The sequence below is a fragment of the Pseudomonas sp. zfem003 genome (assembly GCF_032621675.1).
GTDB lineage: Bacteria > Pseudomonadota > Gammaproteobacteria > Pseudomonadales > Pseudomonadaceae > Metapseudomonas > Metapseudomonas otitidis.
In genome coordinates this window covers 422,316-445,708 of record NZ_JAVYJG010000001.1, presented here as the reverse complement: position 1 = coordinate 445,708, position 23,393 = coordinate 422,316, and the positions used below count along the sequence as shown (strand labels likewise).

Annotated in this window: 18 protein-coding genes; 8 read left to right on the top strand and 10 right to left on the bottom strand. The window is 70.2% G+C overall.

Annotated elements, in window-relative coordinates; translation table 11 throughout:
- Positions 1-64: 64 nt before the first annotated feature.
- On the top strand, positions 65-2,167 hold the full coding sequence (gene fusA / locus RTK35_RS01975) for an elongation factor G (RefSeq protein WP_044404101.1): 2,103 nt from the start codon (positions 65-67) through the stop codon (positions 2,165-2,167).
- A gap of 33 nt (positions 2,168-2,200) precedes the next feature.
- Here the strand turns inward: fusA and RTK35_RS01970 are convergent, their stop codons facing one another.
- Positions 2,201-2,422: a hypothetical protein gene (locus tag RTK35_RS01970; RefSeq protein WP_044404098.1), complete on the bottom strand. Its 222-nt coding sequence runs from the start codon at positions 2,420-2,422 to the stop codon at positions 2,201-2,203.
- A gap of 207 nt (positions 2,423-2,629) precedes the next feature.
- Here RTK35_RS01970 and RTK35_RS01965 point away from each other — a divergent pair, with 207 nt between their 5' ends.
- From RTK35_RS01965 to RTK35_RS01955, 3 genes are all read left to right on the top strand, one after another.
- Positions 2,630-3,031, top strand: coding sequence for a hypothetical protein (locus RTK35_RS01965; RefSeq protein WP_044404095.1), 402 nt, complete (start codon positions 2,630-2,632; stop codon positions 3,029-3,031).
- A gap of 50 nt (positions 3,032-3,081) precedes the next feature.
- On the top strand, positions 3,082-4,437 hold the full coding sequence (gene chrA / locus RTK35_RS01960) for a chromate efflux transporter (RefSeq protein WP_316907247.1): 1,356 nt from the start codon (positions 3,082-3,084) through the stop codon (positions 4,435-4,437).
- Between the two features lie 111 nt (positions 4,438-4,548).
- Positions 4,549-5,331: an APH(3') family aminoglycoside O-phosphotransferase gene (locus RTK35_RS01955; protein ID WP_316907246.1), complete on the top strand. Its 783-nt coding sequence runs from the start codon at positions 4,549-4,551 to the stop codon at positions 5,329-5,331.
- Here the strand turns inward: RTK35_RS01955 and RTK35_RS01950 are convergent.
- The gene (locus tag RTK35_RS01950) at positions 5,328-6,524 is read right to left on the bottom strand and encodes a sugar transporter (protein ID WP_316907245.1); all 1,197 of its coding nucleotides are present in this window, start codon (positions 6,522-6,524) and stop codon (positions 5,328-5,330) included. The genes RTK35_RS01955 and RTK35_RS01950 overlap by 4 nt on opposite strands.
- Before the next feature lie 187 nt (positions 6,525-6,711).
- Positions 6,712-8,094 (bottom strand): nucleotide 5'-monophosphate nucleosidase PpnN, encoded by a 1,383-nt coding sequence (ppnN, locus tag RTK35_RS01945; RefSeq protein ID WP_044404085.1) that lies wholly within the window; start codon positions 8,092-8,094, stop codon positions 6,712-6,714.
- Positions 8,095-8,401: 307 nt separating this feature from the next.
- On the opposite strand from ppnN, the gene RTK35_RS01940 reads away from it, so the two are divergent.
- The 3 genes from RTK35_RS01940 (at position 8,402) to RTK35_RS01930 (ending at position 11,462) form a co-directional block, all read left to right on the top strand.
- Positions 8,402-8,656 carry a hypothetical protein gene (locus RTK35_RS01940; RefSeq protein ID WP_316907244.1) on the top strand — a complete coding sequence of 85 codons (255 nt, stop codon included), beginning with the start codon at positions 8,402-8,404 and terminating at the stop codon, positions 8,654-8,656.
- 57 nt (positions 8,657-8,713) lie between these two features.
- Positions 8,714-11,074: a DNA polymerase II gene (locus RTK35_RS01935; protein WP_316907395.1), complete on the top strand. Its 2,361-nt coding sequence runs from the start codon at positions 8,714-8,716 to the stop codon at positions 11,072-11,074.
- A 100-nt stretch (positions 11,075-11,174) separates the two neighbouring features.
- Positions 11,175-11,462, top strand: a complete 288-nt coding sequence (locus tag RTK35_RS01930) for a hypothetical protein (RefSeq protein WP_044404077.1) — start codon at positions 11,175-11,177, stop codon at positions 11,460-11,462.
- A gap of 3 nt (positions 11,463-11,465) precedes the next feature.
- Here RTK35_RS01930 and RTK35_RS01925 read toward each other — a convergent pair whose 3' ends face one another.
- The 6 genes from RTK35_RS01925 to RTK35_RS01900 form a co-directional block, all read right to left on the bottom strand.
- Positions 11,466-11,741, bottom strand: coding sequence for a hypothetical protein (locus tag RTK35_RS01925; protein WP_044404075.1), 276 nt, complete (start codon positions 11,739-11,741; stop codon positions 11,466-11,468).
- 102 nt (positions 11,742-11,843) lie between these two features.
- Entirely contained in the window at positions 11,844-13,481 is a 1,638-nt protein-coding gene (locus RTK35_RS01920) for a hypothetical protein (RefSeq protein WP_316907243.1), read from the bottom strand.
- A 106-nt stretch (positions 13,482-13,587) separates the two neighbouring features.
- Positions 13,588-17,139, bottom strand: coding sequence for an ATP-binding protein (locus tag RTK35_RS01915; protein ID WP_316907242.1), 3,552 nt, complete (start codon positions 17,137-17,139; stop codon positions 13,588-13,590).
- Positions 17,133-17,774, bottom strand: a complete 642-nt coding sequence (locus RTK35_RS01910; protein ID WP_172433443.1) for a response regulator — start codon at positions 17,772-17,774, stop codon at positions 17,133-17,135. The genes RTK35_RS01915 and RTK35_RS01910 overlap by 7 nt, the downstream gene beginning before the upstream one ends.
- Positions 17,775-17,969: 195 nt before the next feature.
- Positions 17,970-19,079 (bottom strand): tetratricopeptide repeat protein, encoded by a 1,110-nt coding sequence (locus tag RTK35_RS01905; protein ID WP_316907241.1) that lies wholly within the window; start codon positions 19,077-19,079, stop codon positions 17,970-17,972.
- Between the two features lie 134 nt (positions 19,080-19,213).
- Positions 19,214-19,777 (bottom strand): hypothetical protein, encoded by a 564-nt coding sequence (locus RTK35_RS01900; protein WP_142009820.1) that lies wholly within the window; start codon positions 19,775-19,777, stop codon positions 19,214-19,216.
- Between the two features lie 187 nt (positions 19,778-19,964).
- Here RTK35_RS01900 and zapE point away from each other — a divergent pair, with 187 nt between their 5' ends.
- Positions 19,965-21,068 (top strand): cell division protein ZapE, encoded by a 1,104-nt coding sequence (gene zapE, locus RTK35_RS01895; protein ID WP_142009818.1) that lies wholly within the window; start codon positions 19,965-19,967, stop codon positions 21,066-21,068.
- A gap of 208 nt (positions 21,069-21,276) precedes the next feature.
- On the opposite strand, the gene paaZ is transcribed toward zapE, so the two are convergent.
- Entirely contained in the window at positions 21,277-23,337 is a 2,061-nt protein-coding gene (paaZ, locus tag RTK35_RS01890) for a phenylacetic acid degradation bifunctional protein PaaZ (RefSeq protein ID WP_316907240.1), read from the bottom strand.
- Between the last annotated feature and the right edge of the window lie 56 nt (positions 23,338-23,393).

The following is a 23,393-nucleotide window of genomic DNA, read 5'->3' as shown; positions in this document are numbered from 1 at the left end:
TCGCGTCCCCGAGCGGCCGTGCCGTTCCCGTCCCGAACCCATCCCGACCATCACGAGGTGAGCCATGGCCCGCGCCACATCCATCGACCGTTACCGCAACATCGGCATCGTGGCCCATGTGGATGCCGGCAAGACCACCACCACCGAGCGGATCCTGTTCTACACCGGGGTCAACCACAAGATGGGCGAGGTGCACGACGGCGCCGCCACCATGGACTGGATGGTGCAGGAGCAGGAGCGCGGCATCACCATCACCTCGGCCGCCACCACCGCCTTCTGGTCCGGCTCGGCCAAGCAGTACGACAAGCACCGCTTCAACATCATCGACACCCCCGGCCACGTCGATTTCACCATCGAAGTGGAACGCTCCCTGCGGGTGCTGGACGGCGCCGTGGTGGTGTTCAGCGGCGCCGACGGCGTCGAGCCGCAGTCCGAGACGGTCTGGCGCCAGGCCAACAAGTACGGCGTGCCGCGCATCGCCTACGTCAACAAGATGGACCGCGCCGGCGCCAACTTCCTCTGGGTGGTCGGGCAGATCCGCCAGCGCCTCGGCCACACCCCGGTGCCCATCCAGCTGCCCATCGGCGCCGAGGAGAACTTCGAGGGCCAGATCGACCTGCTGAAGATGAAGGCCATCTACTGGAACGACGCCGACCAGGGCACCAGCTTCCGCGAGGAGGCGATCCCCGAGGCCCTGCTCGCCGAGGCCGAGTCCTGGCGGGAGAAACTGGTGGAGGCTGCTGCCGAAGCCAACGAGACGCTGATGAACAAGTACCTCGAAGGCGAAGCCCTGAGCCTGGAGGAGATCAAGGCCGGCCTGCGCCAGCGCACCATCGCCTGCGAGATCGTCCCCGCCGTGCTGGGCTCCTCCTTCAAGAACAAGGGCGTGCCGCTGGTGCTCGATGCGGTCATCGACTACCTGCCGGCGCCCACCGAGATCCCGGCCATCAAGGGCACCCACCCGGACGACGAGAACCGCCACGACGAGCGCCACGCCACCGACGACGAACCGTTCTCCGCCCTGGCCTTCAAGATCGCCACCGACCCCTTCGTCGGCACCCTGACCTTCACTCGCGTCTACTCCGGCGTGCTCAGCTCCGGCGACTCGGTGCTCAACTCGGTCAAGGGCAAGAAGGAGCGGGTCGGCCGCATGGTGCAGATGCACGCCAACACCCGCGAAGAGATCAAGGAGTGCCGGGCCGGCGACATCGCCGCGCTGATCGGCATGAAGGACGTCACCACCGGCGACACCCTGTGCGACATCGACAAGCCGATCATCCTCGAACGCATGGACTTCCCCGAACCGGTGATCTCCGTCGCCGTCGAGCCCAAGACCAAGGCCGACCAGGAGAAGATGGGCATCGCCCTCGGCAAGCTCGCCCAGGAGGACCCGTCCTTCCGCGTGCGCTCGGACGAGGAGTCGGGGCAGACCATCATCTCCGGCATGGGCGAGCTGCACCTGGACATCCTCATCGACCGCATGAAGCGCGAGTTCAACGTCGAGGCCAACATCGGCAAGCCCCAGGTCGCCTACCGCGAGAAGATCCGCAATCGCTGCGAGATCGAAGGCAAGTTCGTCCGCCAGTCCGGCGGGCGCGGCCAGTTTGGCCATTGCTGGGTGCGCTTCGAACCGGGCGAGGAGGGCAAGGACACCCTCGAATTCCACAACGAAGTGGTGGGCGGCGTGATCCCCCGCGAATACATCCCGGCGATCCAGAAGGGCATCGAGGAGCAGATGAAGAACGGCGTGCTGGCCGGCTACCCGCTGCTCGGCCTCAAGGCCACCGTGTTCGACGGCTCCTACCACGACGTCGACTCCAACGAGATGGCGTTCAAGATCGCCGCCTCCATGGCCACCAAGCAGCTGGCGCAGCACGGCGGCGCGGTGCTGCTGGAGCCGATCATGAAGGTCGAGGTGGTCACTCCCGAGGACTACATGGGCGACATCATGGGCGACCTCAACCGCCGGCGCGGCCTTATCCAGGGCATGGACGAAGTGCCGGCGGGGCGGGTGATCCGCGCCGAGGTGCCGTTGGGCGAGATGTTCGGCTACGCCACCGTGGTGCGTTCCATGTCCCAGGGGCGGGCCAGCTACTCCATGGAGTTCTCCCGCTATGCCGAGGCGCCGGCCAACATCGCCGACGCCATCATCAAGGGGCATGCCTGAGCCGATCCGGCGGGCCCCAGCGGGCCCGCCGGGTCAGGCGGAGCGGCGGGCGAGGCTGGCCATCTCCAGCGCCACGTCGCGGATCAGCGCGTGCATGCGGCGCTTGCAGAACACCGCCTCGCCGTCGAAGGCGCGGGTCAGCTCCAGCCGGTCGTTGCGACACATCGACAGCAGCCACTTGCCGTCGGGGCGCGGAGTGACGGCCACGCTGTGGTCGGGAAAGGCGTCGTAGATGTCCTTGATGGCGGTGAACATGGTCCTTCCTCGTGGTGTGTTTGGACCTGACCGCCAATGCAGGGGCCGTGCCAGCGTCCCGACGGACGGCAACGCCCGTGCGGCCGGCCTTGTCGCAGGCGCGCTGCCCCAGGTTTCGTGCAGCCTGCACGATGCCGCCTGCGAAGGCCGGGCAACCTGCATGACGGCGTGGCGCGGAAGCCCGGCTGCTGGCTATGCTGCTGCCCCATGAACGACGCCTTCCCCCTGCGCGCCCCCTGCCCACCGGGCACCTGCGACTGCGACCGTGACCGCCTGCTGGAAACGCCGGGGGCCGACCTGCGTGCCCTGCGCCTCACCCGCATGGAAGAGAAGCGCCTGCTGGAGCGCCTGGAGCAGCTGCGGGACCTGGACGACCTCCACCACATGCAGCAGCGCCTGTTCGACCTGCTGGGCGTACGCCTGCACCTGGGCCCGGGCCACAACGAGGTGCGCAGCATGCGTGGCCTCGACATCCGCCTGGAGCCCATGCCGGGCCTGTGCCGCAAGGTGCGCCAGTCCGTGCCGGCGGCCATTCGCCGGGCCCTGGAGCAGCGCCCCGAGATCGCCTGGCGCCTGCTGGACGCCCACGACCTGCTGCGTGACGCCTGAGCGTCATGTCCGACGTGCAGACTGCCCCCATAGACCCGCCGAGCCGCACCATGCCCGACACCCCTGCCGAGCCCCTGACCCCCGTCGCACCCACCGCCGTCAGCCTGCGCGAGGCGTTGCCGTTCTGGCTGCGGCTCGGCTTCATCAGCTTCGGTGGGCCGGCCGGGCAGATCGCGATCATGCACCAGGAGCTGGTGGAGCGGCGGCGCTGGCTCTCCGAGCGGCGCTTCCTGCATGCCCTCAACTACTGCATGGTCCTGCCCGGGCCGGAGGCCCAGCAGCTGGCCACCTACCTGGGCTGGCTGATGCACCGCACCCTCGGCGGCGTGCTGGCAGGCGTGCTGTTCGTGCTGCCTTCCCTGGTGCTGCTGATTGGCCTGGCCTGGGCCTACCTGGTGTATGGCGAGCAGCCCCTGGTGGCCGGGGTGTTCCGGGGCATCAAACCGGCCGTCACCGCGCTGGTGCTGCACGCCGCCTGGCGCATCGGCTCGCGCACCCTGCATGGCCCGGGCCTCAAGCTGCTGGCCGTGGTCGCCTTCCTCGCCGTGTTCGCCCTGGATGCGCCGTTCCCCCTGGTGGTGCTGGGCGCCGGCCTGGTCGGCTGGATCGGCGGGCGCCTGGCGCCCTCGCGCTTCCAGCCGGGCGGTCACGCCGGCAGCGTGGCCCACCATGGGCCCGCCCTGATCGACGACGACACGCCTCCACCACCCCACGCGCGTTTCAACCCGCGTCGGCTGGCGGTCCTGCTGCTGGTGGGCGGGGTGTTGTGGGCGCTGCCCATGGGGCTGCTGCTGGCGGCCTTCGGCCCCGAAGGCACCTTCACCCAGATGGGCTGGTTCTTCACCAAGGCCGCGCTGCTGACGTTCGGCGGCGCCTACGCGGTGCTGCCCTATGTGTTCCAGGGCGCGGTCGAACACTACGGCTGGGTCAGCGCCACCCAGATGATCGACGGCCTGGCCCTCGGCGAGAGCACGCCGGGCCCGCTGATCATGGTGGTGACCTTCGTCGCCTTCATCGGCGGCTATGCGCAGCAGGTGTTCGGCCCCGAGCAGGCCTTCCTTGCCGGCGCTGGCGCCGCCGTGCTGGTCACCTGGTTCACCTTTCTGCCGTCGTTCCTGTTCATCCTCGCCGGCGGGCCGCTGGTGGAGTCCACCCATGGCGAGCTGCGCTTCACCGCGCCGCTGACGGCCATCAGCGCGGCCCTGGTGGGGGTGATCCTCGACCTCGCGCTGTTCTTCGGCTATCACGTGTTCTGGCCCTCGGGCTTCGACGGGCGCTTCGACTGGGCCTCGGCCGTGCTGGCCGGGCTCGCCGCCCTGGCGCTGTTGCGCTGGCGGCGCGGGGTGATCGAAGTGCTCGCCTGCGCCGGTGGGCTCGGGCTGTTGCTGCAGTGGGCGGGGATCTGATCCGCCCAGGCTGCGGCCATCTGTAGCTTTTCCGACAGCGGGCCCGGCAGTAGGCTCGCTGCCGTTTCGCAAGCCCGGCTTGCTCCCATTGGCTCGGCAAAGGACTCCGACATGAACCTGCCCCTCCCGCCCCAGGCCCTTCGCTTCATTGGCGACGCCCCCCTCGAACGTGACGAAGTGGGGGAATCGCCCTGTCCCGTCTACGCCTTCGAGCAGCGCGGCGAGCGCTTCTTCCTCAAGCTGTCACCGGCCATCTACGCCCCCACCACCTACAGCGTGGTGAGCGAGGCCGCCGTGCTCGACTGGCTGACCGGGCGCCTGCCGGTGCCGGAACTGGTGCTGGTGGAGGAGGGCGAGGAGCACGCCTGCATGATCACCCGCGCCGTGCCCGGCGTGCCCCTGTACGACCTGGTGGATGACGGCCAGCACGAGCGCGTGCTGGCGGCCTTCCAGGAAGCGCTGCGGCAACTGCAGGGCGTACCCGTGGACGGCTGCCCGCTGCGCGCCGGCATCGCTGAGCGCCTGCGGGAGCTGGACCACCTGTTGGCCAACCGGCTGCTGGCCGACGACGTCGACCTCACCCAGTGGCCCGGCCTGGAAACCACCGGTGACCTGCTGGCGCTGCTGCACAAGGGCCTGCCCGACGAGGGCCGGGTGTTCGCCCACGGCGACCTGGGGGACAGCAACCTGTTCATCGACAAGCGCGACCGCCTGTACTTCATCGACCTGGGGCGCGGCGGCGTGGCCGATCCCTGGATGGACATCGCCTTCGCCCACCGCAACCTGAGCGAAGAGATCTCCCCGGCCTTCGCCGACCGCCTGCTGGCGGAGCTGCCCTATCCGGACCAGCCGGAGCGGCGGCGTTACTTCCAGCAGCTCGACGAACTCTTCTAGACGCCCGCCCTCGGCCCCAGTTGCGCGGCGTAGCGCCAGCAGGCGAACGCTGCCAGGGCCAGGCCGGCAAGCGCCAGGCTGCCGCCCACCACCCCCACCTGGGCCAGCCCGACATGGCGGCTGACCAGGCTGCCCAGCAGCGCACCGCCGCCGATGCCGACGTTGTAGAGGCCGGAGAACAGCGCCATGGCCACGTCCGTGGCGTCGTGGGCCTGGCGCAGCACGGCTGACTGCTGGGACAGGCTGAAGGCCAGGATCGCCACCCCCCAGAACAGGCTCAGGCCGGCCAGGGCGAGCCCGCTCGAGGCCAGTGGCAGCAGCAGGAACAGGCACACCGCCAGCAGCAGGGTGGAGGCCAGCAGGAAGGCCCGTGGGCGGCCCTCGCTGTAGCGGCTGAACAGCACCGAACCGAACAGCCCCGCGCCACCGAACAGCAGCAGGAGCAGGGTGGTCATGCGCCCCTCCAGCCCGGCCACCTGGCGGCTGAAGGGCTCGATGTAGGTGTAGGCGGTGAACTGCGCGGTGATCACGATCACCGTCAGCGCATAGAGCGCCAGCAGCGCCGGGCGCTTGAGCAGCACCGGCAGGCTGCGCAGGGAACCGGAGTTCTGGCTCGGCAGGCGCGGCAGCGTGCGTGCCAGGAAGGCCAGGGTCAGCAGCGACAGCCCGGCGATGGCCAGGAAGGTGGTGCGCCAGCCCATGGCTTCGCCCAGCACCCGCCCCAGGGGGATGCCCAGCACCATCGCCAGGATGGTGCCGGTGGCCAGCAGCCCCAGCGCCTTGGCCTGGCGCCCCGGCGGGGCCACGCGCACCGCCAGGGACGCCGTGATGGACCAGAACACCGCATGGGCCAGGGCGATGCCGATGCGGCTGGCCATCAGCGTGGCGAAGCTGGTGGCCAGGCCCGAGGCCACGTGGCTGGCGGCGAACAGCAGGAACACCCCCACCAGCAGGCGGCGCCGCTCGATGTTGCGGGTCACCAGCATCATCGGCAGCGAGGCCAGGGACACCACCCAGGCGTAGACGGTGAGCATCAGGCCCACCTGGTCGGGGCTCATGCCGAAGCTGTGGCCGATGTCGCTGAGCAGCCCCACGGGCACGAACTCGGTGGTGTTGAAGATGAAGGCGGCCAGCGCCAGGGCCATCACGGCCAGCCAGTTGCCCTGGCGGGCGTCCTCGGAAGGGGTGTCCATCGGTGGGGTCGTCTCGTTCAGGTGGGTTCACGCACCCCGGCGGCAGGACCCGGCGACGGCTTCGCCACCCGGCGCGGATGGCCAGGGAGGGGAGCGGCGGGCTTGTTGTAGGTATGGAGGGGGATACGACGCGTGGCGGATTCTACGCCGCCCGCCCGGGCACTGCACCCCGGGCGGGCGTCGTCGGTCAGGCGTGGCGCGGCACCACGCGGTAGCACGGCTCGTAGGCGGCACCGCCGGGCAGCTTCATGCGGTGCTGCTCGACGAAGGCCTGCAGCAGCCGGTCCAGCGGGTCCATGATCGCGGGGTCGCCGTGGATCTCGTACGGGCCGTGCTCCTCGATCAGGCGGATGCCGGTGGCCTTGACGTTGCCGGCGACGATGCCGGAAAACGCGCGCCGCAGGTTGGCGGCCAACTCGTGGGGCGGCAGGTCGCGGCTCAGGTCCAGCGCTGCCATGTTGGCGTGGGTGGGGTCGAACGGGTGCTGGTAGCGCTCGTCGATCTTCAGCAGCCAGTTGAAGTGGAACGCATCGTTGCGCTCGCGGCGGAACTGCTTCACCTCCTTCAGCCCGGCCGAGAGGGTGCGGGCCACCTCGGCGGGGTCGTTGATGATGATGCGGTAGCGCGCCTGCGCCTCGGCCCCGAGGGTGGCGCCGACGAAGGCGTGCAACTGCTCCAGGTAGGCGGCGGCGCTCTTCGGCCCGGTGAGCACCACCGGGAAGGGCAGCTCGCGGTTGTCCGGGTGCATGAGGATGCCCAGCAGGTAGAGGAACTCCTCCGCCGTGCCCACGCCACCGGGGAAGATGATGATGCCGTGGCCGACACGGACGAAGGCCTCCAGGCGCTTCTCGATGTCCGGCAGGATCACCAGCTCGTTGACGATGGGGTTCGGCGCCTCGGCGGCGATGATGCCCGGCTCGGTCAGGCCCAGGTAGCGACCGCCGACCACCCGCTGCTTGGCGTGGCCGATGGTGGCGCCCTTCATCGGGCCCTTCATCACGCCGGGGCCGCAGCCGGTGCAGATGTCCAGGTTGCGCAGGCCCAGCTCGTGGCCGACGCGCTTGGTGTACTTGTATTCCTCGGTGCTGATGGAGTGGCCGCCCCAGCACACGACGATGCGCGGCTCCACGCCCGGGCGCAGGGTGCGGGCGTTGCGCAGCAGGTGGAAGACGTAGTCGGTGATGCCCTGGGAGCTCTCCACATCGATGCGCAGGCTGTCCAGCTCGCTGGCGGCGTAGACGATGTCGCGCAGGGCGCTGAATAGCATCTCGCGGGTGCTGGCGATCATCTCGCCGTCGACGAAGGCGTCGGCCGGGGCGTTCAGCAGTTCCAGGCGCACGCCCCGGTCCTGCTGGTGGATGCGCACCTCGAAGTCCTTGTAGGCATCGAGGATGGTCTTGGCGTTGTCGATGTGGGCGCCGGTATTGAGGATGGCCAGGGCGCACTGGCGGAAGAGGGTGTAGACGCTGCCGGAGCCGGCCTGGCTCAGCTGTTGCACTTCACGTTGGGAGAGGGTCTCGAGGCTGCCCTTGGGGCTCACCGAGGCATTGATCACGTGTCTTTGCGGCATTTCAGATTCCATGGCTGGGATGCGAGGGCATCCGGGGGTGAAAGTCGCCGGGCGCTTTCCCGCGCTGGCGCAGTCGGCCGCTGCTCGCTGCCGGGCGAGGACGGGCCGGGAGGGGGATTCTACGCATCCTGTGCGGTGCCCGCGCAACGGGCATCCCCTGTGACAAGCCTGGACAGGCTTTGGTTGCAGGGCGATGAAGGCCGATGCACGGTCGCACCGCCCGTCCGTGCTGCCTGCGCAACGGTGGACAGCCGCTGCGCTGCGATTATTCTGGCGTCATTCCTCCGACCCTTGCGGACGCTTCCCCATGACCCTCACGCCCGACGACATCGCGCGGCTGTTCGAGCTCTACCTGCCCGACCACGCCTGCGGCGTGACCCGCCAGGAGGACGGCACCTTCACCCTGCAGTTCACCCACCGCAGCCGCCACGACGTGCTCACCGTCCCCGGTCTGGAAGCCAGCCAGCTGGCCTCGGCCGGGCTCATCAAGCGCCTCAGCCTAGGCCTGGCCGAGGAATTCGCCGCTGCCGCCCGCAGCCACCTGGCCTTTCGCCTCGCCTGAAGGCAAGCCGGCCCCGGCCCTGTAGAATCACCGCCCTGAACGCAACGAGGGTGGATGGTGGAGCTGCAACAGGGGTTCGTGCTGACCCGACACTGGCGCGACACGCCGTCCGGCACCGAAGTGGAGTTCTGGCTGGCCACCGACGCCGGCCCGCGCCGCGTGCGCGTGGCGCCCCAGGTGTCGGTGGCCTTCATCCCCGCCGAGCAGCGCCCCGCCGCCGAAGCCCTGCTGCGCGAGGAGCGGGGCGTCGAGCTGCGCCCCCTGGCCCTGCGTGACTTCCATCGACGCCCGGTGCTGGGCCTCTACTGCACCCAGCACCGCCAGCTGATCGCCCTGGACAAGGCCCTGCGCCAGGCCGGCGTCGACGTCTACGAAGCCGACATCCGCCCCCCGGAGCGCTACCTGATGGAGCGCTTCATCACCGCCCCGGTGCTGTTCGGCGGCCGCGACGACGGCCAGGGCCTGCTGCTGGACGCCCAGCTCAAGCCCGCTCCCGACTACCGCCCGCGCCTGCGCCTGGTGTCCCTGGACATCGAGACCACCGAGTACGGCGAGCTGTACTCCATCGCCCTGGAAGGCTGCGGACAGCGCCAGGTGTACATGCTCGGCCCGCCCAACGGCGACGCCAGTGGCGTGGACTTCGACCTCGCCTGGTGCGACAGCCGCGCCGAGCTGCTGGAGTGCCTCAACCGCTGGCTGGCCGAGCACGACCCGGACGCCATCATCGGCTGGAACCTGGTGCAGTTCGACCTGCGCGTGCTCAACGACCACGCGCGCCGGCTCAAGGTGCCGCTGCGCCTCGGGCGCGGCGGCGACGTCATGGGCTGGCGTGAGCACGGCAGCCGCAGCAACCACTACTTCGCCGACGCCGCCGGGCGGTTGATCATCGACGGCATCGAGGCCCTGCGCTCGGCCACCTGGAACTTCGCCTCCTTCAGCCTGGAGAACGTCGCCCAGGAGCTGCTGGGGGAGGGCAAGGCCATCGACGACCCCTACCACCGCATGGCCGAGATCAACCGCATGTTCGCCGAGGACAAGCCGGCCCTGGCCCGCTACAACCTCAAGGACTGCGAGCTGGTCACACGCATCTTCGAGCACACCCGGCTGCTGGACTTCCTGCTGGAGCGGGCCAGCGTCACCGGCCTGCCGGCCGACCGCAGCGGCGGCTCGGTGGCGGCCTTCACCCACCTGTATCTGCCGCCCATGCACCGCCAGGGCTTCGTCGCGCCGAATCTGGGGGAGAAGCAGCCCGAGGCCAGCCCCGGCGGCTTCGTCATGGACTCCCGCCCGGGCCTCTACGACTCGGTGCTGGTGCTGGACTACAAGAGCCTCTACCCCTCGATCATCCGCACCTTCCTGATCGACCCGATCGGCCTGGTGGAAGGGCTGCACGACCCCCGTGACGAAGCCTCGGTGGAGGGCTTTCGCGGCGCCCGCTTCTCCCGCACCCAGCATTGCCTGCCGGCCATCGTCGAGCGCGTCTGGCAGGGGCGCGAGGCGGCCAAGCGAGAGGGCAACGCGCCGCTGTCCCAGGCGCTGAAGATCATCATGAACGCCTTCTACGGCGTGCTCGGCTCCAGCGGCTGCCGCTTCTTCGACACCCGCCTGGCCTCGTCCATCACCCTGCGTGGCCACGCGATCATGCGCCGCACCCGCGAGCTGATCGAAGCCCAGGGGCACCAGGTGATCTACGGCGACACCGACTCCACCTTCGTCTGGCTCGGCCGTGCCCATGAGGAGGCCGAGGCGGTGGCCATCGGCAAGGCCCTGGTGGCCGAGGTGAACCAGTGGTGGCGCGAGCACCTGGCCCGCGAGTTCGGACTCACCAGCGCCCTGGAGCTGCAGTTCGAAACCCACTACCAGCGTTTCCTCATGCCCCGCATCCGGGGCGCGGAGGAGGGCAGCAAGAAGCGCTACGCCGGCCTTGTGCGCCGTGATGGCCGCGAGGACATGGTGTTCAAGGGCCTGGAGACGGTGCGCACCGACTGGTCGCCCCTGGCCCAGCGCTTCCAGCAGGAGCTGTACCTGCGGGTGTTCCGTGGCGAGCCCTGGCAGGCCTGGGTGCGCGACTACGTACAGCGCACCCTCGCCGGCGAGCTGGACGACCTGCTGGTGTACCGCAAGCGCCTGCGCCGCCGGCTCTCCGACTACCAGCGCAACGTCCCGCCCCACGTGCGCGCCGCGCGCCTGGCGGACGAGCACAACCAGGCCCTGGGGCGCCCCCGGCAGTACCAGAGCGGCGGCTGGATCAGCTACGTGATCGCCCTCGCCGGCCCCGAGCCGCTGGAGGCCCGGCGCACGCCCATCGACTACGAGCACTACGTCAGCCGCCAGCTCAAGCCGGTGGCGGACGCCATCCTGCCCTTCGTCGGCGGGGACTTCGACAAGCTTCTGGACGGCCAGCTGGAGCTGTTCTGAGGGCAAACGGGACGCACCTCGCGACCGGTGCAAGCCGCCTATGGCGGCGCTTACGGGCCTCGCGTACTCTGGCGGGCATTTGCACTCAAGGAGCCAGAGCATGTACCAGGAAACCGTCACCCTGACCGTCAGCGCGGAACACCGGGGCCGCGAAACCGAGGCGGTGGACAACACCGGCGTCGACATCGGCCTGGAGTCCATTTCCCCCGGGCTGATGCGCGTTCACTTCAACGGCCAGCTGGACGCCCCCGACGAGCCCACCCACGTCTGCATCACCCTGGGCAACGGGCTGACCTACTACGGCCCCATCGCCGGCGGCGAAGCCAACGCCGAGGGCGGCTGGCTCACCTTCGAATGCGACATGATCGACCCTTCCCAGCTGGGTTGAGCCTCACTCCTCGTTGCGCCGGAGGCTGAGCAGTTCGCTGTAGGGCCCGACCGGCGCCTGCCCCGGGCGCTGCCGCAGCAGGCGGATGTCGGTGATGACGTAGCCCAGTTCCTCCAGCCACCCCTCGATGCGGTCGATCGGGCGGGAAGGTGCGGGTAGGCCGGGTTGTTCCAAGGAAAGTATCGAGAAGGCGATGGCCTTGATGTTCGGCAGGCCTCGCGTGTTCATGCGCATGTACCGGGTTTCATCCCGGTAGCGGTAGGTCACCAGCCATTCCATCCGTTCGCGTTTCCATACAACGGGCCGCGCCCTGACCAAAGGCGGGAACCGTATCAGAACGCCGTGGTCGCGCAATGCTGGCGCCCTGATGACAGGGCGCCGTCAGGGCGCGGGGCGCTCCACCAGCTGGGGTTGCAACAGCTCGCCCAGGCGCCGCTTCAGGTCCTCCACCGGTTCCAGGTCGTGGGCGCGGCGCAGGCGTTGCACCGCCTCCGCCGGCCAGTCTTCACGGCTCCAGGCTTCCAGTGCATTGAGCGCCATGTTGCGGTTGCGCACCACGGGGCTGGCCAGGGCCGTGTCCAGCAGGTCCCAGCCCTGGCCGGGGAAAGCGCCCAGGCGCTGGATGATGAAGTCCAGGTCACCGTGGGCCTGGTACGCCAGGCCCAGCCCCAGGGCCGTACCCGGCCCGCTGGCGATGGCCGCCAGGTCCAGGCGCTTGCGGGCCAGGTCCAGCACCTGGGCGATGCGGGTCGGGTCGTCGCTCTGCATCAGGTGGTACCAGGCGCTGGAGCGGCCTTCGCGCTGGCGGGCCAGCCAGCGTTCCCAGCAGTCGATGCCAAGGAGGCCGGCAGCCTGGGCCGCCTCGTGGAAGCGCACGTCATCGGCTGCGTCCAGGCCCTGGTTCACCAGGGCCTCCCAGCGTTCCGGCTGGCACAGCTCCCGCGCACGCCGGAGGATTTCCTCGCGCAGCGCCTCGCTCCAGCCGTGCTCATGCAGCGCGTCCCAGTCGGTATGGGGGCTCTCGATGAAGTCGGCGACCTGGGCGGCAACGATCAGGTGGGCCAGGGCCCGTGGCGGGCGGCGGGCCAGGTGGTCGAGCAGCAGCAGAACCACTTCGGCGCCGTCGGCGTAGTCATGAATGTCCCGCGCCGGGCCGCCGGCCAGCAGGGCACCCACCAGTTCGTTGGCGGCATCCAGCAGGCCGTCGTCGACGTCCTGGCCGCTGAGCGCCGCCAGCAGATTGCCACCCACCGCACAGGGGTAGGCGAGGTATTCCACCATCACCGCGTTGCGGTAGCCCTCGCGCAGCAGCCAGTCCTGCACCTCGGGCGAGGGGGCCACGGCCAGGCGTTCCACCAGGTGGATGCGGCCCCAGCCATGGACCTTGCGCGCCAGGCTCCACCAGGCGCGTTCGCGTTCCGGTGGCGCCAGGCTGCAGCCCAGGGCCACGGCGGCGTACAGGGTGAACTCCTCGTGCAGGCCGAAGGTGAGGAACAGCGCCCGCTGGCTGCCGCTGTCCAGCGCGCCGAGCAGGGCCAGGGCGAACTTCACGGCGCCGCGATCCGGGCTGCTGCGCGCCAGCCACAGGGCCAGCGCGTGCAGCCGTGCGCGGGGCAGGCCGGGGCGGGCCAGCAGGCGTTCGATGAGCGGGTCGATGAAGGCCAGCACGCTGCCATCGGCCACCTGCTGGTAGAGCCGGGGCAGGTTCGGGGTCGGGTCGTCGAGGGTGGCCAGCAGCAGGTCGTGGATGGTCTGGGCGGCCTGCAGGTCATCGCCGGCGGCGTGGTGGCCGAGCACGCCGTCCAGCGCGCCGGGTGCCCAGCTCAGCCCATCGCCGTCCCCGGCGCCTTCGTCGGGCAGTTCGAGGCCACCGGCGGGCAGGCCTTCGGCGGCCTCGGCATAGGGCTGGAGGACGTTGTACAGGCTGGGCCGGGCCGGGTCCCAGGGGATGGGGTAGCCCTGGGTCTGGCCCTTGTCGTCGCGGACGATGCGGAAGAAGGAGGCGATCCAGTTTTTCATCGGGAAGGGGCGTGGCGGCAAACCACCCCTCTTACCTGAAGCCCCCGGCGCGGGCAATCGCCACGTGCCGGGAGCCCGACGCAGTCCGCAACCCGGCCGACGAGCGTCAGGCGGTGCGCTGGCGAACCTGCTCCAGCAAGGCCTGCAGCACCCCGCGCAGGGCGTCCAGGGCCGCTGGCCGGTGCTCGTCCTCGGCACGGCGCAGGCCCTCGCAGGCCTTCATCAGGGCCGGCGAATCGATGGTGCAGGCCAGCCCGCCGAGGCGGTGGGCGGTCTGCGCCACGTAGCGCTCGGTGCTGGTGCCGTCGGGGATCTGGCCCAGGCGTTCCAGTTCGTCCCCCAGGTTGCGTTGCAGTTCCTCCATCAGGGTCGCCAGCAGGGTCGGGTCGGCACCGCGGATGCCTTCCAGGTGGCCGAGGTCGAACAGCGCGCCCGGCTGTTCTGCCGGGGCCTCGCCATCGGGTTCGGCCTGGGCCTGGCAGGCCAGGGCTTCGGCCAGGCGGCCGAGGGTCACCGGCTTGACCATCAGGTCGTCCATGCCGGCCTCGTGGCAGCGCTGGGCCTCGTCGGCCAGGGCGCTGGCGGTGTAGCCGACGATGCGCAGCCGGGGGCGCTGGCCCTGGGCTTCGCGGTCGCGCACCGCGCCGGTCAGGGCGTAGCCGTCCATGTCCGGCATGTTGCAGTCGGTGATCAGCAGGTCGAAGGCTTCTTCCTCCAGGGCTGCCAGGGCGCTGTCGCCGTCGCCGACGAAGCGCGCCTGGTGCCCCAGGGCTTCCAGTTGCTGCACCAGCACCAGCCCGTTGATCGACAGGTCGTCCACCACCAGGGCGCGCAGTACGCGGGTGGCGCCGGTGGCTTCCACCACCGGGGCCTCCAGCGGCTCGGCAGCGGCTTCCCAGGCGGCGGGCAGCTCCACGCCCACTTCGCAGCCCTGGCCGGGTTCGCTTTCCAGCCACAGGCGGCCGCCCATCAGGCCCACCAGGTGGTGGCAGATGCTCAGCCCCAGCCCGGAGCCGCCGTAGTGGCGGGCGGTCTGTGCGCCGCCCTGCTGGTAGGGCTCGAGGATGCGGTCCTGCATGTGGCGGGGAATGCCGATGCCGGTGTCGCTGACCATCAGCACCAGGCGCGATTGGCCCGGCGCGGTGTCCTCGACCCGGGCCACCAGGCGCACCCGGCCATGGGCGGTGAACTTCACCGCATTGCCCAGCAGGTTGAACAGCACCTGGCGCAGGCGCAGCGGGTCGAGCCGGTAACGGCGGTCGGCCGGCAGCTTGCAGTCCAGCTCCAGTTCCAGGCCCTTGCTGCGCGCCTGGGCACCGAACAGGTCGAGCGCGCCGCGCAGCAGCGGCAGCGGCGCCACGGGTTCGAGGGCCAGCTGCATGCGGCCGTTCTCGATGCGGTCCAGGTCGAGGATGTTGCCGATCAGGGCGATCATCGAGGTGGCCGATTGCTGGGCGATGCGCAGGTTCTCGGAGGGGGCGGCCTGGGCGCGGGCCTCCAGCTCCAGCAGGCCCACCAGGGCGTTGAGCGGGGTGCGCAGTTCGTGGCTCATGGTGGCGAGGAAGCGCCCCTTGGCGGCGCTGGCCTGCAGCGCGTCGCGGCGGGCCTCGCGCAGCTCGGTCTCCAGGGCCTTGCGGTCGCTGATGTCGATCCAGCCGCCGAGCAGGCCCTGCAACTGGCCGCCGGCGCTGTAGAAGGGCACCACCCACTGGTAGAGGTCGTGCTCGCGGCCGTCGATCTCGATGCGACCGTCGAAGAAGCGTGGCTGGCGGTTCTGTTGCAGCAACTGGTATTCGGCCTCCATGGCCTGGGCCAGGCTCGCCGGGGCGATGCCCTGCTGGCGCACGGTGGTGCCGCGCAGCTGCTCCAGGTCGCAGCCGAAGAACTGCTCGTAGGCGCGGTTGCAGGTGCTCAGCCGGCCCTGCAGGTCCCGCACGTAGAGCGGTGTCGGCAGGCCGTTGAGCAGGGAGAACTGGAAGGCCAGCTGGTCGCTGAGTTGCTCCTGTGCCTCGCGGCGCTGGCGGATCTCCCGGCGCAGGCGCCAGTTCCACAGCAGCGACAGGGCCACCACCACCAGGGCCAGGATCGACAGGTGCCAGAAGTCTTCCGGCAGGCGTTCCAGCCAGCCGTTGGCAGGGGCAGCGAGCAACTTGATGCCATCACCGAATTCGCCGCTCTGGGCCAGTGAGCCGAGCAGCTTGTCGAGGATGCCGCGCAGCTCCGGCACCTGGCCGCTGACCGCCAGCATCTGCGCCGGCGATGCGGCCTCGACGCGCTGGCCCAGGCGCAGCCCCTGGCGCTCCAGCCACTGCAGGTGGCTGGGGCTGCCGCCGAGGTTGTCCAGGCTGGCGTCCACCTCGCCCAGGCGCACCCGCTCCATGGCCTGGGGCGCGTTCTCGGTGCGCACCAGGGTGATGGCGGGGTAGCGCTTCTCCAGGTAGTCGATCAGCGGGTGGTGCCGGGGCAGGGCCAGGCGGCGGCCGGTCATGGCCTCCAGGGAGCTGGGGGAGCTGGCGTCCTGGCGGACCACGAAGGCCCAGCCGCGGGCGCCGAAGGGCTCGGTGTAGAACACGCCGGGGCTGGCGCTGCCATCGAGGGTGCTGGCCAGTTCGGCCTCGCCCCGCGCCAGGCGCTGGCGGTCGCGGGCTGCACCTTCGCTGTCGAGCAGTTCCAGCTTGAGCTGGTAGGTGTCGCCGAGCTGCTTCAGCAGCTCCAGGCCCAGGCCCGACCATTTGCCCCGGGCGTCGCGGAAGAAGTAGGGCGGCGCCTCGGCGAGGATCAGGCGCAGGCGGGGCTGCTGGTCCAGCCAGCGTTCCTGGGCGCTGTCGAGGGCGAAGGCGCCGGTGGGCGAGAACAGGCGCGGCGCTGCGGTCCAGTGGGCGAGGATGATTTCGCGCTGGTGTTCGTCGAGGGTGCCGAGCACGTAGTCCACCAGGGTCAGCAGGCGGGTGTCGTCGGCACGGCTGGCGAAGCTGAAGCCGCCGCTGGAGAGGTTGGCAGCGAACTTGTTCTGCAGGGCTGCGCCGGGTCGGGCGCGCATGTGGTGGTCCACCCTCAGCTTGTCGCCGATGAAGGCATCGGCTTCGCCGCTGAGCACCTGGTCGAAACCTTCGGCGGTGCTGCGCACCGTCTCCAGGTGGGCGGCGGGGTAGGCGTTGCGCACCTGTTCAGGGTCCAGGTACTGGGCCAGCACCAGCACGCGCTTGTCGGCCAGGTCCGGCGGCAGGCAGGGGTCGTCGCGGCGGCCGACGATGATCGGGGTGTCGTCCAGGTAGGGACTGCTGTAGGCCAGCCCGGGTTCGCGCCGTTCGTAGCCGGTGACCCGGGTCAGCAGGTCGACTTCGCCGGCCTTGAGGCCCCGGATGGCGGCCTCGACGCTGGGAAAGGGGACTTCCTCGATGCTGCGCCCGACGAAGGCGCCGACCCGCGCCAGGTAGTCGTGGGTGATACCGCGCAGCATGGCGCTGCCGGGGTACTGCGGCCACTGGCTGATGGGCCGCACCACTGCCACGCGCACCGGGTGCTCGGGCAGGCCGGCGCCCAGTTCGGCGAGCTGGGCCAGGTCCAGCGGTGGCGTGGCGCCGGCGGGGGCGTGCCAACCCGGGCCTGCCAGCAACGCCAGCAGGGCGAGCAGCGCCAGCGCGCGCCGCTTCAGCACAGCCCGGCTTCCTGGATGTAGTGGAACAGCCCGGCGTTGGTGTCGATGCCCAGCTTGCGCATGGCGCTGCTCTTCTGCGCGCTGATGGTCTGCTTGCTGCGGTTCAGGTGCAGGGCGATCTCGCCGATGGCCATGCCGCTGCCGTACAGGCGCAGCACTTCCGCTTCACGCGGGGAAAGCTCTTCGGCGCTGGCCAGGGGCTTGCCGTGCTCGGCTTCGCTTTCGCCCAGCTGGCGGCGGATGGACTCGGAAAGGAACGGGCGGCGCAGGCTGGCGCGCAGCGCGCGGGGCAGGTCGGCCAGCAGGCCGCGCTTGCTCACCAGGCCCTGGATGCCCAGGCGCAGCAGGGAACTGGCCAGGGCAGCGTTGCCGAGCATGGTGACGACGATGATGGCCATCTGCGGATAGCGGTTGCGCAGGTGTTGCACCAGGCGCAGGCCGTCGGCCTGGCGGCTGTCCGGCATCATCAGGTCGGTGATCAGCAGGTCGCAGGCCTGCCGGTCCAGGAGTTGGTAGAGGCCGTCGACGTCATGGGCCTCGCCAACGATGGCGAGGTCGGATTCGTCGGCCAGAAGGGCGCGCAGGCCGATCAGGGTGATCGGGTGGTCATCGACTATGACGGTTCTCAGAGTCATGCATGGCCTCGGCTCGGATGGGGGCGGGGCGCATGTTAGTGACTCGTGGCGTTCAGAAAAGAGGCGGAGCCCGTCATTGGGCCGGATTAAGTAATACCCTTCTATGTCGTAGGAAAAACCCTACATTTACAGGCTTAATCGGAAAAGTCTCGTTGCGTTCGGGGTGGCTGCCGGGCGGGCACTCCACCCCGCCCGTCACTCCGGCTGGCCGCCCGGGTTGGCCACGATGGCGCTGTCCAGCGCGGCGATCATCGATTCCACCAGGCCCGGCTGCTGCTGTTCGCTGGCATTGCGTACCGGAGCCAGGCTGGCCACCCGGGCCGGTGCCTCTGGGTGACCGTGGTCGGCGGCCACGGCGAACCAGGCGTAGGCCTCCAGCTCGGGTTGCAGGGACGGGTAGGTGCCGTCGAGCAGGCGCTGGCCGTAGTCGTACATCGCCTGCGGGTCACCGGCGAGGGCCTGGCGCTTGGTGGCTTCCGCCTCGGCTTCGCTGGAGACCGGTTCCGCGTCGAGGGCGATGGCGGTGGCGTCGCGTTCGGCAGGGGCCACGGGGTCGCTGGCCAGGCAGGGCAGCCCCGGTTGCTCGGCGCTGGCCGGCAGCGGCTGGCCGGCGTCCTGCTGCTGGGCCATCTGGTACAGCGAGGCGGCGATGCGGTCGCCCGCGGCGCTGGCCACCTTCAACTGGGCCAACCCGCGCTCGCGGTCGGCCAGGTCGGGCTGGCAGGTGCCGAGGTAGAGCAGGCTCAGCTCGCGCAGGGCGCGGTCGTTGGTGCGCGCGGATTTCTCCAGCAGGCGCTTGCCGTAGTCCAGGTCCTGCGGCACGCCGGTGCCGCGCAGGTAGTTCCAGGCCAGCACGCGGCTGGCTTCGGCGTTGCCCAGGGCATCGGCCTGGCTGAGGTGATTGAGGGCCTGGGCCGGGTCGGCGGGTATGCCGTCACCCATCAGGTAGTGATGGGCCAGCTCGTAATGGGCACGGCCGTTGCCGGCGTCGGCGGCTTGCTGCAGCAGTTGCAGGGCGGTTTCCTTGTCGCCTTGCTGGTCGGCGAGCACGGCCTGGGCCAGGGTCTCGGCGGCCGGCTCGACACGGGGCTTGACCAGGCGGGTACGGCCCTTGATCTCGGTGGCGGGGGCCTCCACCACCCACACCAGCGGTGCCTCATAGCTGGGTACGCCGTAGACCGGGTTTTCCGGTGGCAGGGGGCGGTTGCCGCTGAGAGCGGCGGGTTTGGAGTGCAGGGGTTGGAAACCGGAGCTGCAGCTGGCGATGAGCAGGGCGGCGAACAGCAGGGAAAGGCGCGAATTCATGGCGTGACAGAAGGGGATACGGCTCGAAAGGCGCATAGCATTCCAGACTGTGGCGCGCCTTCCAAGGCGTCTGTGCCGCCTGTTCGCGTTCCGTGCGCGGGGGAGCCGTCGTCATCCCCCGGTGGCCGGGGGCGTCAGCCGTTGATCAGGTTGCGCAGGCGGATGTCCTGGAAGCTGAGGGGGATCGACTCCGGCTCCTTCTCTTCCTTCTGCTGTTGCTGCTGCAGGGCGTTCAGCTCGGTCATGCGCTGGGCGATCATCTTCTCCACCTGCTCGCGCTTTTCCGGCGGCATTTTCTCCAGATCCTCCTCGGTCAGCCCCATCTGCTTGAGGATCTTGTCGCGGATCTTCTCCGAGTCGGTCTTCTCCATGTAGGCATGGAACTCCTGGGAGGCCTTGCTGGCGACGGGCTTCTCGACGCTGGCCGCGGCGCTCTCGGCATCGGGGTAGACGTCGTCGCGGACGCGCTCGCCGTTGTTCTGCAGGTCCACCTTGAGACGGGCGAAGGCTTCGTCGTAGGCCGCGTCGCGCCGGGCGGCACCGGTGTCGGGGGCGGGGCTGTTCTGGCGCAGGGCACTGGCCGCCTGCCTGGAGGGCGCTTCGCTCGCGGTGGGTGCGGCGGCATTGCCCCGGCTGGTGAGCCGGGCGCCGGCGGTGACGTCCCGTGAGCGGGTGGGGTCGACGGAGAACAGGCTCATGGTGAGTTCCCTCTCGGAAAATTCCTTGTGCCACCCCGGGAGCAAGGGCTGTGCCAGCTTCTGAAACGCCCGTGCCAGAGCCTGCGGCGGTTTTCACCGGGGCAACGGGCGGCAAGTGCCTGCCGCAGGCGACCGTGGCCTTGCCGCTCGGGTAGACTGCGCCGCGATTCCACAGAGGGAGCTCTACATGGACGCGCTGTCGCCGCTGGCGGCCTACGAAGACGCACTGGCCCGCCAGGGCTTTGCCGAGGACCCGGCGCAACGCCGCGCCGCCACGCTGCTGGAGGTTTGCCAGCAGGCCCTGCAGGCCGGCGAGCCGAGGGTGCGGGGCGTGTACCTGTGGGGGCCGGTGGGGCGCGGCAAGACCTGGCTGATGGACCGCTTCCACGCCAGCCTGTCGGTGCCCGCCCGGCGCCAGCACTTCCACCACTTCATGCGCTGGGTGCACCAGCGGCTGTTCGCCCTGACCGGCACGCCGGACCCACTGCTCGCCCTGGCCCGTGAGCTGGCCACCGAGGTGCGGGTGCTGTGTTTCGACGAGCTGTTCGTCAGCGACATCGGCGATGCGCTGATCCTCGGGCGCCTGCTGCAGGCGATGTTCGACGAGGGCGTGACCCTGGTGGCCACCTCCAACCAGCCGCCTTCTCAGCTGTATGCCGACGGTTTCAACCGTGACCGCTTCCTGCCCGCCATCAGGGCCCTGGAGCGGCACACCGACGTGGTGGAGGTGGACGGTGGCCAGGACCACCGCCTGCACCCGGGCGCGGTGACCCAGCGCTACTGGGTGGCCGATCCGGACGCCCTGGCCGGGGTGTTCCGCACCTTGAACGGCAATGCGCCGGCCACCGACGCGCCGCTGCAACTGGCCCACCGCGAGGTGACGGTGCGCCTGCGTGGCGAGGGCGTGCTCTGGTGCGACTACGCCCACCTGTGCGAAGCGCCCCTGGCGGCGCTGGACTTCATCGAGCTGTGCGACCGCTTCCCGGCCATCCTCCTCGGCGCGGTGCCGGTGCTGGGTGCGGCCGAACGGGAAGGGCGCATCGCCCGTGGCACCGAGGACGCCGCCGAGAAGGTCGCCGCCGGCGACCGCCAGCTGCCGCGCCTGTCGCCCAAGGACGACGGTGTACGCCGCTTCATCGCCCTGGTGGACGAGTGCTACGACCGCCGGGTGCCGCTCTACCTGGAGGCTGCCGTGCCGCTGGAGGCGCTCTACACCGAGGGCGGGTTGGCCTTCCCCTTCCGCCGTACCCTCAGCCGTCTGCGGGAGATGCAGATGACGCGATTCGCATGAGCCCCCGGTGGTGAGCTCGCGAACCGCATCGTTCCGGTCCCGATCCCTGGTCTGCGATCCCAGGGCTTGTCTTCGTCAAATGGGCTCGCCCGGGAAGGCGAGACGGAGTCCGTAATCGACTTGACTGCCTAACAACGGCGCTGGAGCCCAGCCAAAAAAAAGACCGGCCACAAGGCCGGTCGAATCGCTCACGGAGAATCGAGGCTGATCAGGCGCCTTCCGGGCGCTTGAGCACCAGGGTGAGGATGTCGTAGCTGGCCACCAGCTCGCCGTGCTGGTTGGTGACTTCCACGTCCCAGGCGACCACGCCCTGGGGTTCGCCTTTTGGGCTCTTCTTGCCCTGGTCGATCTTGCGCTTGCAGGTCAGGCGCGCCTGGAGGGTGTCGCCGATGCCCACCGGGTTGATGAAGCGCAGGGTGTCCAGGCCGTAGTTGGCCAGCACCGGGCCGGGGGCGGGGGAGACGAACAGGCCGGCGGCGGCGGAGAGCACGAAGTAGCCATGGGCGATGCGCTTGCCGAACTGGGAGTCCCTGGCCGCCAGCTCGTCGAAGTGCATGTAGAAGTGGTCGCCCGAGAGGCAACCGAAGTTGACGATGTCCGCCTCGGTCACGGTGCGGCGGTGGGTCAGCAGCGACTCGCCGATCTGCAGCTCGTCGAACCAGCGGCGGAACGGGTGCACCTCGGTCTCGATCACCCGGGCGCCGCGCACGTGCTCGCGGGTGACGGCGGCCAGCATGCTCGGCGAGCCCTGCACGGCGGTGCGCTGCAGGTAGTGCTTCACGGCACGCAGGCCGCCCAGTTCCTCACCACCGCCGGCGCGGCCGGGGCCGCCGTGCTTGAGCATCGGCAGCGGTGAGCCGTGGCCGGTGGATTCGGCGGCGGCCTCGCGGTCGAGGATGTGCACGCGGCCGTGCAGGGCGCCCATCACCGGCACCACGCGGGCGGCCACGGCCGGGTCCTTGGTGACCAGGCTGGCCACCAGGCTGCCCTTGCCACGGGCGGCGAGGGCGACGGCTTCGTCCAGGTCCTCGTAGGCCATCAGGGTGCTCACCGGGCCGAAGGCCTCGATGTCGTGGGCGCCGCCTTCGGCATGCGGGTCGCGGGCGCGCAGCAGGGTGGGGGCGAAGAAGGCGCCTTCGGCCGCGCCCTCGCCACGGGGGGCGAAGCCGTCCCGGGCGCCGAACAGCAGCTCGCTGCCGGCCAGCAGGGCATTCACCCGCTCGGCGACGTCCGCTTGCTGGGCATGGGAGGCCAGGGCGCCCATCTTCACGTCCTCCACCGACGGGTCGCCCACCACCACCTTGGCCAGGCGCTCGCGCAGGCGCTCGGCCACGGCGTCGATATGCCTCGCCGGGACGATGGCACGGCGGATGGCGGTGCACTTCTGCCCGGCCTTGACGGTCATCTCGCGGGCCACTTCCTTGACGAAGAGGTCAAACTCCGGGTCGTCCGGGGTGATCTCCGGGGCGAGGATGGCGCAGTTCAGCGAGTCCGCCTCGGCATTGAAGGGGATGGAGTGGCGCACCAGGTTGGCGTTGACCCGCAGCTTGGCGGCGGTGTCGGCGGAGCCGGTGAAGGTCACCACGTCCTGGCCCTGGAGGCGGTCCAGCAGGTCGCCGGTGCTGCCGATCACCAGTTGCAGGCTGCCTTCGGGCAGCAGGCCGGACTCGTGCATCAGGCGCACCGTGGCTTCGGTCAGGTAGCTGGTGGCGCTGGCCGGCTTGACGATGCAGGGCATGCCGGCGAGGAAGGTGGGGGCGAACTTTTCCAGCATCCCCCAGATGGGGAAGTTGAAGGCGTTGATGTGCACCGCCACGCCGCCGCGCGGCACCAGGATGTGGGTGCCGGCGAACTGGTTCTGCTTGCCCAGGGGCAGGGCCGGGCCTTCGTGGACGAGGTTGCCGGAGGGCAGTTCGCGGGCGCCGACGCCGGCATAGGCGAACAGGGTGCCGGTGCCGCCCTCGATGTCGATCCAGCTGTCGGCGCGGGTGGCGCCGCTGTGGTGGGAGAGGGCGTAGAGCTGCTCCTTGCGCTCGTTGAGGTACAGCGCCAGGGCCTTGAGGCGCGCGGCGCGCTGCTGGAAGTCCAGGGCCATGAGCGCCGGGACGCCGCGGGTGCGGCCGAAGTCCACGGCTTCGGCGAAGTCCGGCGTTTCTTCATGGGTGCGGAACAGCGGTTGCCCGTTGAGGGCGCTGCGCAGCACCTGGGCACCGTGTTGGCCGATCCAGCGGCCGCCGATGAAGCTCTGCAGGGTGGGGGCGTTGCTCATGGGGATTCTCCGTGAAAAAGGCCGGCACCCCGGGTGCCGGCTGGGGCTCGTGGGTG

What these genes read in the sequence shown, in the direction of transcription:
- zapE (WP_142009818.1), top strand. Translation starts at nt 19,965, where the DNA reads ATGGACGCGCTGTCGCCGCTGGCGGCCTACGAAGACGCACTGGCCCGC.
- paaZ (WP_316907240.1), bottom strand. Translation starts at nt 23,337, where the DNA reads ATGAGCAACGCCCCCACCCTGCAGAGCTTCATCGGCGGCCGCTGGATC.
- RTK35_RS01955 (WP_316907246.1), top strand. Translation starts at nt 4,549, where the DNA reads ATGAACCTGCCCCTCCCGCCCCAGGCCCTTCGCTTCATTGGCGACGCC.
- RTK35_RS01965 (WP_044404095.1), top strand. Translation starts at nt 2,630, where the DNA reads ATGAACGACGCCTTCCCCCTGCGCGCCCCCTGCCCACCGGGCACCTGC.
- RTK35_RS01905 (WP_316907241.1), bottom strand. Translation starts at nt 19,079, where the DNA reads ATGAATTCGCGCCTTTCCCTGCTGTTCGCCGCCCTGCTCATCGCCAGC.
- RTK35_RS01920 (WP_316907243.1), bottom strand. Translation starts at nt 13,481, where the DNA reads ATGAAAAACTGGATCGCCTCCTTCTTCCGCATCGTCCGCGACGACAAG.
- RTK35_RS01950 (WP_316907245.1), bottom strand. Translation starts at nt 6,524, where the DNA reads ATGGACACCCCTTCCGAGGACGCCCGCCAGGGCAACTGGCTGGCCGTG.
- chrA (WP_316907247.1), top strand. Translation starts at nt 3,082, where the DNA reads ATGCCCGACACCCCTGCCGAGCCCCTGACCCCCGTCGCACCCACCGCC.
- RTK35_RS01930 (WP_044404077.1), top strand. Translation starts at nt 11,175, where the DNA reads ATGTACCAGGAAACCGTCACCCTGACCGTCAGCGCGGAACACCGGGGC.
- RTK35_RS01910 (WP_172433443.1), bottom strand. Translation starts at nt 17,774, where the DNA reads ATGACTCTGAGAACCGTCATAGTCGATGACCACCCGATCACCCTGATC.
- ppnN (WP_044404085.1), bottom strand. Translation starts at nt 8,094, where the DNA reads ATGCCGCAAAGACACGTGATCAATGCCTCGGTGAGCCCCAAGGGCAGC.
- RTK35_RS01925 (WP_044404075.1), bottom strand. Translation starts at nt 11,741, where the DNA reads ATGGAATGGCTGGTGACCTACCGCTACCGGGATGAAACCCGGTACATG.
- RTK35_RS01970 (WP_044404098.1), bottom strand. Translation starts at nt 2,422, where the DNA reads ATGTTCACCGCCATCAAGGACATCTACGACGCCTTTCCCGACCACAGC.
- RTK35_RS01940 (WP_316907244.1), top strand. Translation starts at nt 8,402, where the DNA reads ATGACCCTCACGCCCGACGACATCGCGCGGCTGTTCGAGCTCTACCTG.
- RTK35_RS01900 (WP_142009820.1), bottom strand. Translation starts at nt 19,777, where the DNA reads ATGAGCCTGTTCTCCGTCGACCCCACCCGCTCACGGGACGTCACCGCC.
- fusA (WP_044404101.1), top strand. Translation starts at nt 65, where the DNA reads ATGGCCCGCGCCACATCCATCGACCGTTACCGCAACATCGGCATCGTG.